This window comes from Pseudonocardia alaniniphila (genome assembly GCF_022524485.1).
Classification (GTDB): Bacteria; Actinomycetota; Actinomycetes; order Mycobacteriales; family Pseudonocardiaceae; genus Pseudonocardia; species Pseudonocardia alaniniphila.
The window spans coordinates 158,569-173,930 of record NZ_JAKXMK010000017.1; the positions used below are offsets into that span (position 1 = coordinate 158,569).

Here is a 15,362-nt window from a genome sequence, read left to right on the forward strand (position 1 = left end):
GGAGACGCTGCCGCGGTCTGCGGGCATCTGGCTGGCGGGGGCAGCTCCGCGTTGAAGGGTGTCCGACCGGCGAGGACAGCGCCGCGGGCGCCACCGCCGATTCGGCGCGCGCTCGGATGGATGCAGCCGCGGCGCGACAGATCGTGCGAGACCGAGGCTGCGGTCGTGTCCCGAAGCCGGCGTGTTCCCGATGGCAACGGGCGTGGCCACATCCGGAACCGGCGCGGGGCGGCCGGCGTCGGTGGCGGCATGTCCATCGACAGCATCCTCGCCCGGCAGGCCGGAGTGATCGCCCGTGACCAGGCACTGCTCGCCGGGCTCTCCCGCGAAGCCGTCGACCACCGGCTGCGGCTGCGGCGCTGGCGGCCGCTGCATCCCCGGATCTACCTCGCGAGCGGCCATCGTTACGACGACGAGGTGAGGGTCCGTGCGGCGGCGCTCTGGGCAGGTGACGGCTCCGTCCTCTGCGGCCTCGCCGCCGCCTGGTGGCACGGGATGGTCGAGCAGCCACCGATGACGGTGGCCGTCACGGTGCCACGGCTGCGGCACCCGCGCCGGCGCCCCGGGGTGAACGTGCGGCGCCGCGAGCTCGCGGCGGAGGACGTCGTCGAGCAGCGCGGCCTCGCCGTCACCGCCTGCGCGCTGACCGCGCTCGAGGCGGCCGTCGAGCTCGGCGACCGGGGGAGCCTGCTGCTCGACCGGGCGCTGCAGCGCCGGGTCGGGTTCCCGGCGGTGTACCGGGCCTACTGCCGCAACCTCGGCTCCCACGGCTCGGCCGGCGCCAGGCGGATGCTGGTGGCCGCCGCCGACCGGTCGGCGTCCGCGGCGGAACGTCTGCTGGTGGCGATGCTGCGCGAGTCGGGCGCCACGGGATGGCAGTGCAGCTTCCCGGCCGCCGGTTACCTGATCGACGTGGCCTTCCCCGCTTCCCGGGTGGCGATCGAGGTGGACGGGTGGGCGTGGCACATGGACGCGGAACGGAGCCAGGGCGACAAGCGCCGCCAGAACACCCTGGTCCGCAACGGCTGGACGATCCTGCGCTACACCTGGCACGACCTCTCCAGCAGGCCGCAGGCCGTGCTCGCCGAGATCGCTCACGAGGTCGAGCGCGCCCTCGCTGTGCCCGGATGATCATCGGTTCGGTACCGGGAACCGGGTCGTGCACTGCTGAGCGTTCCGAGACGTTGATCATGGGTTGTACCGGACGGGCGGGGTCGATATGGAGGAGATCTCGGGTGGCCGGCGGAATGTCAGCGGGACGACCCCGGCTCGGCACGGCGCCGGTCCATTCGCCGGGGCCTCGGACGCCCATTCTTCTCATGATCACCGGTTGGGGGTCGGGAACCGGGTCATGTGCTGCTGCAGGGCCCGAAACGTTGATCATGGGGCCGCCCACGTGCCAGAGCAGGTGGGGTGCATCGGTTCGGAGGGCGATGGCCGGCTCGATGTCGCCTGCCGGTGGCGATCGGTCGCCGTCGATGTCGAACGCTGCACCGCCGGTCGGGGGTCGGGCGGATTCCTCGTGATCATCGGTTTGGGAGCGGCGGCCGGGTTATCTGCTGCTGCCGGGCCCGAAGGGTTGACCACGGGGCCGCCACGTGCGGGAGCTGGTGGGGCGCATCGGTTCGGAGGGCGATGGCCGGCTCGATGTCGCCCGCGGGGTGGAACAGCACGGGCCGCTGCGGCTCTCGGAGCTCGCGCGCGAGGAGGCTGTGACGGCTCCGACGATGAGCAGGGTGCTTGCGTCCCTGGCTCGAGGCGGCGATCGCCACGGTCGTGGGCGAGATCCGCGACGGTCGCGACACGGCCGCCCGCGAGCTGTGCGAGGTCCTGCTGGCGACCGGTCGCCGTCCATTTCGAACGCTGCACCGCCGGCCGGGGTCAGGTGGATTCCGCGTGATCATCGGCTTGGGAGCAGCGGCCGGGTTATTTGCTGCTGCCGGGCCCGAAGGGTTGATCAAGAAGACCCCGCTCGGGCGTGTGCCCGATGTTGCGCGCATCGCCGATGAGCGCGCCCACGGCGGCCGGGGCAGCGCGCTCCGTTCCTCGTGATCATCGGTTCGGGACCGGCTGTCGGGTCATGCACTGCCGCGGGGCCCGAAGTGTTGATCAACGGAGGAAGGCGGGTCGTGCACTGCTGCGGGTTCTGGGAAGTTGATCACGGGCGGTGCTGGCAGGCGGGGCCTGAGTTCGGGGTTGCTGAGCTGCTGGCCCCGGCTGGCGGATCACCGGCAGGGAGCCTCGTTCTTCTCATGATCATCGGTTGGGGGTCACACGCCGGGTCATGTGCTGCTGCGGGGCCCAAAACGTTGATCATGGGCTGGACAGGGCAGACGGGGCCCGAGTTGGGGGTTGCTGAGCTCCCGGCCCTGGCCGGCGGATCACCGGCCGGGCCTCGTTCTTCTCATGATCACCGGTTCGGGGTCGGGAACCGGGTCATGTGTCGTTGCGGGGCCTGAAACGTTGATCACGGGCGGTGCTGGGCAGGCGGGGCCTGAGTTGGGGGTTGCTGAGTTCCCGGCCCTGGCCGGCGGATCACCGGCCTGGCCTCGTTCTTCTCATGATCACCGGTTGGGGGTCGGGAACCGGTTTTAGTGCCGTTGCATGGCCCGAAACGTTGATCATGAGCCCGCCCACGTGCGAGAGCTCGTGGGATGCGTCGGTTCGGAGGGCGATTCCGGCTCGGGGTCGGCCGCAAGGGCCGCACGCTTGATCGCCGCGAGGCGGCGTGTGGATCACACCCGATGCGGCCCCGGCAGCCTCGCCAAAGGGTGATATCCGACACGTCTTGCACCCCGAGGAGCGGCGAATCGAGCCCGCGGGTGCCGGCCTTCCGCGGCGACCGCGGCCGGTCGGCCGGTCACCGTGTCCCGGCGCCCGCACGCCGCGACGCCCGGTGGGGACCGTCCGGCCTCCGGCCGTGGCCGTTCGGCGCGTTGGCGGCCGAATCGGTTCAGCTGACGTGTGCCGCTGCGGCCGCTCGGCGCGGCACTGCGCCGGCGCGCGGTGCTGCGAGGGGGTGGGGATCGCGGATCGGGGCCGCCCAGGGCAGCTGAGGCTGCGCTCACTCCCGCGGCGGACCAGGGTGTCGGCCGGGCTATCCTGAATCGTGAGCACAGCAGCATCTACTCTCGCGGCCCCCGCGGACAGTTCTCGCGAGACCCGCGGGACGGGCTCCTCGCTCCGCAACGTCGCCATCGTCGCGCACGTCGACCACGGCAAGACCACTCTCGTTGACGCCATGCTTCGCGCCTCGGGCGCGTTCGGTGAGCGTGCCGCACTCGTCGACCGGGTCCTGGACTCCGGCGACCTGGAGCGGGAAAAGGGCATCACCATCCTCGCCAAGCACACGGCGATCAATTGGCACGGCATGACCGTGAACGTCGTGGACACCCCCGGCCACGCCGACTTCGGCGGCGAGGTCGAGCGCGGGCTGTCCATGGTCGACGGCGTCGTGCTCCTCGTCGACGCGAGCGAAGGCCCGCTACCGCAGACCCGTTTCGTGCTTCGCAAGACGCTCGCCGCAGGCCTGCCCGTCGTGCTGGTCGTCAACAAGACCGACCGGCCGGACGCCCGGTGCGCCGAGGTCGTCGACGAGAGCCTCGAGCTCCTCCTGGAGCTGGCCGACGAGCTCGACCTCGACGAGGCCACCACCGCCCTCCTGCTCGACCTCCCGGTCGTCTACGCCAGCGGGCGCGCGGGCCGTGCGTCGCGCACGCGGCCGGCCGACGGCGACCTGCCCGACGAGCCCGGCCTCGAGTCGCTCTTCGACGTGATCGCCGCCACGGTCCCGCCGCCCGCTGACGACCCGAACGCTCCGTTGCAGGCCCACGTCACCAACCTCGACGCCACCCCGTTCCTCGGCCGCATCGCGCTGTGCCGGGTCCGGGCGGGCGTGATCCGTAGGGGCCAGCAGGTCGGGTGGTGCACCTCCGACGGCAAGGTCACGCGCGTCAAGATCACCGAGCTGCTGCGGACCGAGGCGCTCACCCGCGTCCCGGCCGAGTCGGCGAGCGCAGGCGATCTGGTGGCCGTTGCCGGCATCCCGGACGTCACGATCGGCGACACCCTCGCCGACCCCGAGAACCCCGTGGCCCTGCCACGCATCCACGTGGACGAGCCGGCGATCTCGGTGACGATCGGCATCAACACCTCGCCTCTCGTGGGCCGTGACGAGCACCCGGGCACCAAGCTCACCGCCCGCCAGGTGAAGGGCAGGCTCGACTCCGAGCTGGTCGGCAACGTCTCCCTGCGCATCCTGCCCACCGAGCGTCCCGACTCCTGGGAGGTGCAGGGCCGCGGCGAGCTGGCGCTGGCCGTGCTCGTGGAGACGATGCGCCGCGAGGGCTTCGAGATGACCGTGGGCAAGCCCGAGGTCGTCACGCGGATGGTCGACGGCAAGCTGCACGAGCCGTTCGAGCAGCTGTCCTGCGACGTGCCCACCGAACACCTCGGCGCCGTCACCCAGCTTCTGGCCAGCCGCAAGGGCGAGCTGAACCAGATGGTCCACGGCGAGACGCGGGTCCGCATGGACTACCGGGTGCCGTCGCGGGGCCTGATCGGCTTCCGCACCGAGTTCCTGACGATCACCCGCGGCGCCGGCATCGCCAGCCACGTCTTCGACGGCTACGGCCCGTGGGTCGGCGAGCTGCGCACCCGGCTGCGCGGATCGTTGATCTCCGACCGCTCCGGGCCCGTCACGGCCTACGCGGTGGACCAGCTGGCCGACCGAGGCGTGCTGTTCGTCGGGCCGGGCACGCTCGTCTACAACGGCATGGTCATCGGTGAGTACACGCGTGCGGAGGACCTCGAGGTCAACATCTGCCGCGAGAAGAAGCTGACGAACATGCGCTCCTCCACCGGCGACGAGCTCGTGAAGCTCACCCCGCCGACGGTGCTCAACCTCGAGCAGGCGCTCGAGTTCTGTGCCAACGACGAGTGCGTGGAGGTCACGCCGGAGTCGGTGCGGATCCGCAAGGTCGAACTCGATTCGCACACACGGGCCCGGCAGCGTTCGCGGGCCCGGTCGGTCTCCTGACCGCCCGGTCGGCGCCACCCGGCGACGGTGCGAGGATGGCCGCCCGCGGGCGGAGTGCTCGCCGGACCAGGTGGAGGTCGAGGGTGTCGGTGCACGTTCCGCTCGCACGGCGTACGGGGGTGGGGCTGTTCCTGCTGCTCGCCGTGTTGTTGGCGGCGTGCACGAACAGCCCCGTCGCGCCCCCACCTCCGCCTGCGCCGGTCCCGTCGCCGCAGCCCGAGCCCACCAAGCTCGTCGTCGGGGTGAGCGAGCTGGGTGCGGGGTTCAACCCGCACCTGCTCGCCGACCAGTCGCCGGTCACCACGGCGCTGTCCACGCTCGTGCTGCCGTCGGTGTTCCGCCCGGACGCGAACGGCGTCCTGCAGCTCGACACCACGGTGGCGACGAGCGCGAAGGTGATCTCCACCGCGCCGTTCACGGTGAACTACGAGCTCAACCTCGAGGCGGCCTGGTCGTCGAACGCCCCCATCGCGGCGGAGGACTTCGTCTATCTCTGGGAGCGGATGCGCAGTGAGCCGGGCGTCGCCGACGCCGCCGGCTACCGGTTGATCACCGACGTGCGCTCGCGCGCCGGTGGCAAGGCCGTCGACGTCGTGTTCTCCCAGCCCTACCCGGCGTGGAAGACCCTCTTCTCGGGCCTGCTGCCCGCGGCGATCCTCAAGGACGCGCCGGGCTCGTGGACGGGAGCCACCAGCGACGGGCTACCCGCCTCGGGCGGGCCGTTCCGCATCTCGTCGGTGGACCGGGCGCGCGGTGAGATCGTCCTGGATCGCAACGACCTCTACTGGGACACGCCCACGGTGCTCGACCGGCTCGTGCTGCGCAGGATGGACGGGCCGGTGCTGGCCGCCGGCCTGGCGAGCGGCGAGGTCGACGTGGCCCTGCCCGAATCGACCCCGGCGATCCGGACGGCCCTCCAGGGGCTGCAGCCCGCCCCTCACCTGCAGCCCGCGCCGGAGCCCGTCGTCACGCAGCTCGGCATGCGCGGAGACTCCGGTCCGCTGTCCGACCCGCGAGCACGACGCGGCATCGCGTTCCTCGTCGACCGCGATGCGCTACGCAACACCGTGGCCCCAGAGGCGCTACCGGCCGACTCCTTCGGGCTCGCGCCTTCCGAGCCGGGTTACGCGTCCACCGCACCTCCCGACGCCCCGCTCCGCCCGGATCCGGTGGCGGCGGCCCAGCTGCTCGCTGCGGCGGGCTGGAAGCGCGACGCGTCCACGGGGCGCTGGGACCTCGCCGGTGAGCCGGTCCAGCTCGTGCTGGCGGCCGCTGCCGAACGGCCCGAGGACGTGGGTGTGGCGCAGGTGATCGCGGCGCAACTGAACGCGGCCGGGATCGACGTCACGGTGATCGCCCCACCCGGCGTGCAGCTGTTCGGGCAGTCGGAGGTGCCGGCCGTGACGCCGACCCCGACCCCGACCCCGACGCCCACCTCGACGCCGGAATCCGCCACCTCCGCCCCGACCCAGTTGCAGCCGGTGCCGCGGGCCGCGCGGCTGACTCCTTCGACGACTCCGGCCGCGCCGACGACTCCGGCCGCGCCGACGACTTCGGCGTCCGACCCGACCTCGTCGCCTACATCGACGCCGTCGCCGTCGTCGTCGGGCGGGAGTGTCGAGGCGGACATGATCATCCTTCCGCGCACGGTCGGAGGCGATCTGGGCACCGAACTGGCGTCGGACTTCGGTTGCCCGAACCCCACGGCGCTCGTGCCCGATCCACCCCGTTCACCGACAGGTTTCTGCTTCCCGGCGCTCCAGCCGTTGTTCGACGAGCTGGTGTCGGCCGACCCGCGGCCCACCACGGCGGCGGTTGTGGAACGAGTGCTGTGGGCACAGTTGCCTGCTCTTCCGCTCTTCCAGCCCGAGAATCTGGTCGTCAGCACACCTGCGGCCGATGCGGCTACTGGCGTCACTCCGGGGCCGCTGTCCACTGGTCCATTGACGGGGGCCCAGCGCTGGCGTGCCACGAACGGGTGACATGATGCGCCCCGAACGGGTTACCGCTAAGTAATCTGATTGTGTCGGTGTGTTCAGCCCTGATCACCCTTTCATCACGATCAGTGAACCTCGGGTGACGGGTGAGACCTCGGTTCCTACCGTGCCCTGGGTCGGTACGCCCGGTTCGACGACATGACCCGGGTCAGTCGCCTGGCGCATGCGAGCGTCCGACCAGGACGGTCCCGTAGATGAGAGGTCAGGAATCGATGAGCAGAACGAGGGCTGCGTCCCTTGCCGCGGTGGTCGCGGCGGCGGCGCTGGTGCTCGCCGCGTGCGGTGGCGGTGGCGGGGGGAGTGAGGACGCTTCGGAGGGCGGGGTCTACGCCGACTGCGCGACGAGCCCGAACACCTGCAACTCGGTGCCGGCCGACCAGCTGCAGCAGGGCGGGACGGTCACCGTTGCGTCCGAGAAGAACATCGACAACTGGAACGTCATCTCCTCGGAGGGCAACGTCGACTGGACGGGCATGGCCACCAGGCCGTTGACCCCGTACACGTTCTACACGGCGCCCGACCTCAAGTCGACGATGAACGCCGACCTGCTTTCGTCGGCCGAGGTCACCAGCGACAACCCGTTCACCGTCACGTACAAGATCAAGCCGGAGGCCGTCTGGAACGACGGCACGCCGATCGCGGCCGACGACTTCGTGATGAACTGGAAGTGGCAGAACACCAGGGACTGCCCCGACTGCGAGACGGCGGGCAACGGCGGGTACGACCTCGTCACCAGTGTCGTCGGCTCCGACGGCGGCAAGACGGTCGCCGTCACGTACAGCAAGCCCTACACCGACTGGCAGAGCCTCTTCGGCTCGAACGCCCCGCTCTTCCCCGCGCACATCGGTGCCCAGCAGGGTGACCTCAACACCCCGGCCGGCCTGAAGGCGGCGTTCGACTACTTCGGTGCGACCGTGCCGAACTGGTCCGGCGGTGCCTTCCAGGTGCAGAACTGGCAGAACAACGTGGCGTTGACGCTGGTGCCCAACCCGAAGTGGTACGGCGCTACCAAGCCCAAGCTGGACCAGGTCATCCTCCGGGTCATCACCGACGCCACACAGGAGCCGATCGCGCTGCAGAACAACGAGGTCCAGGTGCTGTTCCCGCAGCCGCAGGTTGACCTCGTGTCGCAGCTGCAGCAGATCCCGAACGTCTCGCAGTACCAGGGGCAGGGTCTGTCCTGGGAGCACTTCGACTTCAACCTGCAGAACAAGTTCCTGGCCGACAAGGCGCTGCGCCAGGCCCTGTTCACTGCGGTGAACCGCCAGGAGATCATCGACAAGACGGTGGGGCAGTTCAACAAGGACATCAAGCCCCTGAACAACCACATGTTCATCCCGCAGCAGGACGGCTACCAGGACAACATCACCGCCACCGGCCAGGGCACCGGTGACATCGAGGCGGCGAAGAAGATCCTCACCGACGCGGGTTACACCGGCGTCGGCACCGCGCTGGTGGCCCCGGACGGCCAGGCCGTCCCGGCGCTGCGCATGCGCTACACCACGGGCAACGCCGTGCGGCAGAACGAGTGCGAGCTCTTCGCCGGCTACGCCAAGCAGCTGGGTGTGAATATCGACATCACCACCACCGACTCGCTCGGTGACACGACCTCGTCGGGTGACTACGACGTGATCGTGTTCGGCTGGATCCAGTCGCCGTACCCCTTCGGCGGTGCGCAGCAGTTGTGGCTGTCGAACTCGGGCAGCAACTACGGCAAGTACCAGAACCCCGCGATGGACCAGCTGATCAACGAGGCGGCGGCGTCCACCGACCCGTCCGAGGCCACGGCCAAGCTCAACCAGGCCGACGAGATGCTGTCCGCGGACGCGTACGTGCTGCCGCTGTACCAGAAGCCGACGCTGGCCGCGGTGCAGAACAATATCGGCAACGTCCGCAACAACTCCTCGCTCGACGGCATCACCTACAACCTGTCGGAGTGGGGCATCAAGACCTCCAGTTGACCTACCCGTGGGGTACCCGTGACGGCCGGCCGTCACGGGTACCCCACCGGGTCGTAGCCTTGACTAGTCAACAAGGGCGGTGCTCACCTGCAGCCGCCCACCGGCCGCCCTCCCGCCCGGAAGAAGCAGGACGACCTCCATGCTCGCTTTCGCCGTGCGCAGGATCCTCATATCGATCCCGATCCTGCTGCTCGCCTCGTTCATCGTGTTCGCGCTGGGCGTCAGCTCCGGCAACCCACTGGCGCCGCTCCTGGAGAGGAACCCACCGGCGCCCCCCAACGTCATCGCCGCCGAGACGGCGCGGCTGCACCTCGACCAGCCGCTGATCCCTCGCTACTTCTCCTGGTTGGGCGGTCTGCTCCACGGAGACTTCGGCCCGTCGGTCATCTCCACCCAGAACATCGGTGCCGAGCTCGGCACCCGGTTCTGGGTGACGATCCGGCTGATCGCGCTCGCGATGGTGATCGCGCTGATCCTCGCCGTGGTCGTAGGTGTGCTGAGCGCCGTGAAGCAGTACACGGCCACCGACTACACCACCACGTTCCTCGGCTTCCTGTTCCTCGCCATGCCGTCGTTCTGGCTCGCCATCCTGCTCAAGCAGGGCGGGATCGAGTTCAACAAGGCCGTCGACGCCCAGGTGATCTACACGATCGGCGCTACGTCGATCCCACCACCAGCGGGCACCGGCGCGCAGATCGTCGACGTGCTCGGGCACATGGTGCTGCCCACCATCGCGCTCGCCCTGATCTCCTACGCGTCCTGGAGCCGGTTCACGCGCGCCTCGATGCTCGAGGTGATGAACAGCGACTACGTGCGGCTGGCCCGGTCGAAGGGGCTCTCGCGCCGCACGGTCATGGTCAAGCACGCTCTGCGGACGGCGCTCATCCCGCTCACCACGGTCACCGCGCTGGACATCGCCTCCATCATCGGTGGCGCGGTCGTCACGGAAACCGTCTTCCAGTGGAAGGGCATGGGCGACTTCCTGCTGAACGCCATCCGCACCGAGGACGTCTACGCCGCCTCGTCGTGGCTGCTCCTCACCGGAGTCATCGTCGTGTTGTTCAATCTGATCGCCGACCTGCTCTACGGCGTACTCGACCCCAGGATCCGCTATGCGTGAGGTAGCCCCGACGCCGGAGACACCGCCCGTGCCGGCCCCCGGCCCCGGCCCCGGCCCCGGCCGGGAGCGTGCGGCCGAGCGCGAGTTCACCGTGGCCGAGCGCAGCCAGGCGCAGCTGGTGCTGCGGCGGTTCCTGCAGCACCGGGCAGCGATGATCAGCCTCGTCGTCCTGGTGTTCCTGGTGCTGCTCGCTTACGTGGGCGGGTGGCTCTGGCACTACCAGGCGGGTGACATCACCCCGGACAACTCCCAGCCCCCGTCGCTCGACCACCCCTTCGGCACCGACTCCGTGGGCAAGGACCAGTTCGCGGAGGTTCTGCGCGGTACCCGGATCTCCCTGCAGGTGGCGGTGTCCGTCGCGGTGTTCGCCACGGTGGTCGGCACCATCTGGGGTTCGCTCGCGGGCTACTTCGGTGGCCGCACCGACTCCTTGCTCATGCGTCTCGCCGACCTTGTGCTGACCCTGCCGCTGATCGCGGTGGCGGCGATGCTCGCGCACAACTTCGGCGGCACCTGGTACCTCATCGCGCTGGTCATCGCGGTGCTCTACGCCCCGTACGTCTCGCGCGTCTCCCGCGGAGTGGTGCTGTCGCTGCGGGAGAAGGAGTACATCGAAGCCGCCCGAGCGCTCGGTGCCACGAACACCCGCATCATCGTGCGTCACCTCGTGCCCAATGCGCTCGGCGCGATTCTGGTCAACCTGACGATTCTCGTCGCGCTCGCCATCCTCCTGGAGACGGCGCTGTCCTACCTGGGCTTCGGCGTGCAGACCCCCGACACGTCGCTCGGCCTGCTCGTCAGCCAGGCACAGACGGCGCTCACCACCCGGCCGTGGCTCTTCTACTTCCCCGGGCTGTTCATCATCCTGATCGCCCTCACCATCAACTTCATCGGTGACGGTCTGCGCGACGCGCTCGACCCGCAGCAGAGGAAGGTGCGCCAGTGACGGAGGACCCCCTCGCCGTCTCGACCACCGCGACCACTCGGCGAAACGGTGCCGCACACGAGCTCGTACTGGAGGTCAGCGACCTCACCGTCGGCTTCCCGAGCGACGACGGCCTGGTGCAGGCGGTGCGCGGAGTCAGCTACGGGCTGCGCGCCGGAGAGGTCCTCGGGATCGTCGGGGAGTCCGGCTCCGGCAAGTCCGTCACCTCGCTCGCGGTGATGGGGCTGCTGCCGGGCAACGCGCAGGTGTCGGGTTCGGTGCGCTTCCGGGGCAAGGAGCTGCTGGGCGCGCCGGAGTCGGAACTGAACACGGTGCGCGGGCGCAGCGTGGCGATGATCTTCCAGGACCCCATGACGTCGCTGAACCCGGTGTACTCGGTGGGCTACCAGATCGCCGAGGCCGTCCGCGCGCACCACGACGTCAGCAAGGCCGCCGCCCTTGACCGGGCCGCCGAACTGCTCGACACGGTGCGCATCCCGAACCCGCGCCAGCGCCTGGAGAACTACCCGCACGAGATGTCGGGCGGGATGCGCCAGCGCGTGGTGATCGCGATCGCGATGGCCAACGACCCCGACGTGATCATCGCCGACGAGCCCACCACCGCGCTCGACGTCACGGTGCAGGCGCAGATCATGGACGCCCTGCAGCTCGCGCAGCAGGAGACCGGCGCCGCGATGGTGCTGATCACGCACGACCTCGGCGTCATCGCAGGCCAGGCCGACCGCGTGATGGTGATGTACGCGGGCAAGCTGGTGGAGGTCGGCACCGCGGAGGACGTGTTCTACACCCCGCGGATGCCTTACACGTTCGGGCTGCTGGGCAGCCTGCCACGGCTCGACCGGCCCAGCGAGCGGCTCACCCCGATCGAGGGTTCGCCGCCCTCCGTGGTCAACATGCCGCCGGGGTGCCCGTTCACCCCGCGTTGCCCGCTGGCCGTGGCCATCTGCGACGAGGTCGAGCCGAACCTGGAGATCACCACGGGGCCCGGTCACCTCGCTGCCTGCCACCGCTCCGACGCCCTCGTCGGCGCGAGCCCTGGCGACGTGTTCGAGACCGAGGTGGTCGACACGGAGGCGCTCGCGCACTTCGTGAGCGAGGACGAGGGGCAAGCATGACAGCGCCGGCGATAGACCAGGGTGGTTCGTCCCCTGCCGGTTCCGAGCCGATCCTGTCGGCCCGCAACCTGGTCAAGCACTTCCCGATCCGTTCGACGGGTCTCATCCGCCGCCAGGTCGGCACGGTGCACGCCGTGTGTGACGTGTCGTTCGACCTCGGTCGTGGCGAGACGCTCGGGCTGGTCGGCGAGTCGGGCTGTGGCAAGTCGACCACGGCGCGGATGGTCCTGAATCTCATCGAGGCCACGTCGGGCGAGGTGCTCTACGACGGCACCAACCTCACCACGCTGCCGCCGAAGAAGATGCGCGCGCTGCGCCAGGACCTGCAGATCGTGTTCCAGGACCCTTACGCGTCGCTCGATCCGCGGATGCCGGTGAACGAGATCGTGGCCGAGCCGCTGCGCATCCACGACCGGTACGACCGGGGCGGACGCACCGCGGTGCAGGACCTGTTGCGCACGGTCGGGCTCAAGCCCGAGCACGGCAACCGGTTCCCGCACGAGTTCTCCGGCGGGCAGCGCCAGCGGATCGGGGTGGCCCGTGCGCTCGCCCTGCGGCCCAAGGTGCTCGTGCTCGACGAGCCGGTGTCCGCCCTCGACGTCTCGATCCAGGCGGGCGTGCTCAACCTGCTCGACGAGCTGCAGGCCGAGCTGGGCCTGTCCTACCTGTTCGTCTCGCACGACCTGTCGGTGGTGCGCCACATCGCCAACCGGATCGCCGTCATGTACCTGGGGCGGATCGTGGAGACGGGCACGGCGAGCGAGCTGTTCGAGGGCCCCGCACACCCCTACACCCAGGCGCTCATCTCGGCGATCCCGCTGCCCGACCCGCGCAAGCAGCGGGCCAGGGAGCGGATCACGGTGGTCGGCGACGTGCCCAGCCCGGCCGACCCGCCCAGCGGGTGCCGGTTCCGCACGCGCTGCCCGAAGTTCGCCGCTGAGCTGAGCGACGCCGAGCGCAGCCGGTGTGTGGACGAGATCCCGCAGTTGGTGGACCGCGGCCAGGGCCACCCGGCTGCGTGCCACTACGCGGAGCGCAAGAGCCTGATCTGACGTGGGAGCGAGCGTTCGACCGGCGACGGGGCCCGGCGGGCGGCGTGATCAGCGCACCGCCGGGGCCGCCCGTAGAGTGCGCTCGTGACGCTCGTTCCCCGGCGCCGGCTGCTGCTGGTGCACGCCCACCCGGATGACGAGACGCTCGCCACCGGCGGCACGATCGCGCGCTACGCGGCCGAGGCGGACACCTCGGTCACCGTGGTGACCTGCACTCTCGGCGAGCAGGGCGAGGTGATCCCGCCGGAGCTCGCACTGCTCGCCCCCGACGAGTCCGACCAGCTCGGCGGCTACCGGATCGGTGAGCTCGCCGGCGCCTGCGCCGCACTGGGCGTGCGGGACCACCGGTTCCTCGGCGGCGTGGGGCGTTGGCGCGACTCGGGCATGGCACTCGCAGGCCACGGTGTCCGTGCCGCCACACCGGAGCACCTGCATCCGCGGGCGTTCGCGCGCCCGGAGTCGTTCGCAGAACAGGTGGACGCGCTGGTCGCGGTGCTGGACGAGGTGCGCCCCCAGGTGGTGGTGACGTACGCGGCCGACGGCGGCTACGGCCATCCCGACCACGTCCGCGCCCACGAGATCACCGTGGCCGCGGTGGCGCGCGTGCCGGCCAAACTGTACTTCAGCGTGATCGCCCGCTCCACACTCGACGCCGGGCTGGCCACACTCGCCACGGCCACCGGGCTGCCGTTCCGCCTGCCAGTGCCCGACGAGCTGCCCAGCGTGCCCGACAAGGCGATCAGCGCGCGCGTCGACGTCAGTGGGCAGCGCCGGGCACGAATCGCGGCCATGCGGGCCCACGCCACCCAGATCGCGCTCTGGGACAGCGGCGACGTCATCGCGCTCGCCATGAGCAACCTCGTTGCCCAACCGCTGCTCGACGTGGAGGAGTACGTGGCGGCCGACGACGCCGGTGGGCCCGCGAAGGATCTGATCGAGGACCTCTTCGCCGATGCCGGTGCCGGCGATGGGTCCGGCGACGGCGATGAGTGAGCCCGTGAAGCCTGGGCCGCCCACGACGTCCGACGGCGCCGTGCTCGGGCTGCTCGTCCTCGACGGCGTGTTGCTGGGCGCGTTGGGGTTGGTGCTGACGCCGCTCTACGCAGGTGGTGTGCCGGTGCCGGTGGGCGTGGTGCTCTCGGTGCTGATCGTGCCGTGGCTCGTGTTCCGGGCCGCCGAGGTCGACCCACGGCCGTCACGGGCGGGGGCGCCGCTGCTGGCGTGGGTGGTCGCAGTCGCGGTACTCGGTCTCACCGGTCCGGGCGGTGACGTGATGCTGCCCGCCACGTGGCAATCGCTCCTGCTGGTCATCGGTGGTATCGGGGCGGGGCTGTGGGCCCTGCGGAGCGTGCTCAACTCGGAGCACGGGAGGAACGGTGGCTGAGGCGATCCCCGACTCGGCGATCGTCGCGGTGCTACGGCCGTTCGTGCGCGCGACCCGTCCGGTGCTCACGGGCCTGCGCGAGTCCGACCCGTTCGATCTGCGGGCGCGCGTGCTGTCCTCCGACAACGGCGAGCGCGGACTGGGGGAGAAGCTGCTCGACATGGTGGCCGCCGTCGAGGTGCCCGGCACCGCGGCATGGGCTGCGATGGGCGTCCCGGCCCGTTCGCGCTGGTGGGTGCATCGCGTCGGCCGGTTCACCACCCTGGTCGCCGCTGTTCCCGGGCTGGGCGGAGCGTGGCTGAGCCGGCTGCCGCTGTCGAAGGTGCTCGGCGCCGCGGGGCAGGGGCTGCTGCTCGTCGCGATCGCGGGTGAGCACGGCGTCCACGACGAGGAAGAGCTCGTGAAGCTGCTGGGCGGGGTGATGTTCCAGCGCGATCTGACGGTGCGGCCGCCGAGCACGGCGGATGACGTCGCTGCCGACGCGCGCGCCGCCGAACTGACCGGCGACCTCGACGATCCGGGGCGACCGCCCACGGTGAGGCGCGTAGCGAACGCGGTATGGCGGCTCGGGCGAGCCCTGCTCGCCGTGGAGGACGAGCTGGACAAGCGCCCGCACGGGAACTTCCTGCACGAGGGCCTCGGGATGCTGCCGGTGGTCGGAGCGGTGGGGAAGTACCTCGGTGAGTGGTCGGGGCTCAAGCGGGCGGCGCGTGAGGCCGAGAAGCGCCTGCAGAGCAGGTGACCAGGCA

General features: G+C 70.5%; 12 protein-coding genes. All 12 read left to right on the top strand.

Annotated features, from left to right (window positions below; all coding sequences use genetic code 11):
• Positions 1-249 precede the first annotated feature (249 nt).
• The 12 genes from MMF94_RS20970 to MMF94_RS21025 all read left to right on the top strand — a co-directional run bounded on the left by MMF94_RS20970 (position 250) and on the right by MMF94_RS21025 (position 15,355).
• Positions 250-1,131 (top strand): DUF559 domain-containing protein, encoded by an 882-nt coding sequence (locus MMF94_RS20970; protein WP_241038812.1) that lies wholly within the window; start codon positions 250-252, stop codon positions 1,129-1,131.
• 609 nt (positions 1,132-1,740) lie between these two features.
• A complete protein-coding gene (locus MMF94_RS20975) occupies positions 1,741-2,052 on the top strand; it encodes a hypothetical protein (protein ID WP_241038813.1) in 312 nt (103 codons plus the stop codon).
• A gap of 1,057 nt (positions 2,053-3,109) precedes the next feature.
• Entirely contained in the window at positions 3,110-5,038 is a 1,929-nt protein-coding gene (typA, locus tag MMF94_RS20980) for a translational GTPase TypA (RefSeq protein WP_277398778.1), read from the top strand.
• A gap of 83 nt (positions 5,039-5,121) precedes the next feature.
• Complete coding sequence (locus MMF94_RS20985) at positions 5,122-7,020, top strand: ABC transporter substrate-binding protein (protein WP_241038814.1); 1,899 nt, start codon at positions 5,122-5,124, stop codon at positions 7,018-7,020.
• Positions 7,021-7,247: 227 nt separating this feature from the next.
• Positions 7,248-8,996 carry an ABC transporter family substrate-binding protein gene (locus MMF94_RS20990; protein ID WP_241038815.1) on the top strand — a complete coding sequence of 583 codons (1,749 nt, stop codon included), beginning with the start codon at positions 7,248-7,250 and terminating at the stop codon, positions 8,994-8,996.
• A gap of 139 nt (positions 8,997-9,135) precedes the next feature.
• Positions 9,136-10,116, top strand: coding sequence for an ABC transporter permease (locus MMF94_RS20995; protein WP_241038816.1), 981 nt, complete (start codon positions 9,136-9,138; stop codon positions 10,114-10,116).
• Positions 10,109-11,062: an ABC transporter permease gene (locus MMF94_RS21000; RefSeq protein ID WP_241038817.1), complete on the top strand. Its 954-nt coding sequence runs from the start codon at positions 10,109-10,111 to the stop codon at positions 11,060-11,062. The genes MMF94_RS20995 and MMF94_RS21000 overlap by 8 nt, the downstream gene beginning before the upstream one ends.
• 68 nt (positions 11,063-11,130) lie before the next feature.
• The gene (locus MMF94_RS21005; RefSeq protein ID WP_241038897.1) at positions 11,131-12,177 is read left to right on the top strand and encodes an ABC transporter ATP-binding protein; all 1,047 of its coding nucleotides are present in this window, start codon (positions 11,131-11,133) and stop codon (positions 12,175-12,177) included.
• On the top strand, positions 12,174-13,229 hold the full coding sequence (locus MMF94_RS21010) for an ABC transporter ATP-binding protein (protein ID WP_241038818.1): 1,056 nt from the start codon (positions 12,174-12,176) through the stop codon (positions 13,227-13,229). The genes MMF94_RS21005 and MMF94_RS21010 overlap by 4 nt, the downstream gene beginning before the upstream one ends.
• An 84-nt stretch (positions 13,230-13,313) precedes the next feature.
• Entirely contained in the window at positions 13,314-14,222 is a 909-nt protein-coding gene (gene mshB / locus MMF94_RS21015) for an N-acetyl-1-D-myo-inositol-2-amino-2-deoxy-alpha-D-glucopyranoside deacetylase (protein ID WP_241038819.1), read from the top strand.
• Entirely contained in the window at positions 14,215-14,613 is a 399-nt protein-coding gene (locus tag MMF94_RS21020; protein ID WP_241038820.1) for a hypothetical protein, read from the top strand. The genes mshB and MMF94_RS21020 overlap by 8 nt, the downstream gene beginning before the upstream one ends.
• The gene (locus MMF94_RS21025) at positions 14,606-15,355 is read left to right on the top strand and encodes a hypothetical protein (protein WP_241038821.1); all 750 of its coding nucleotides are present in this window, start codon (positions 14,606-14,608) and stop codon (positions 15,353-15,355) included. The genes MMF94_RS21020 and MMF94_RS21025 overlap by 8 nt, the downstream gene beginning before the upstream one ends.
• Positions 15,356-15,362 lie beyond the last annotated feature (7 nt).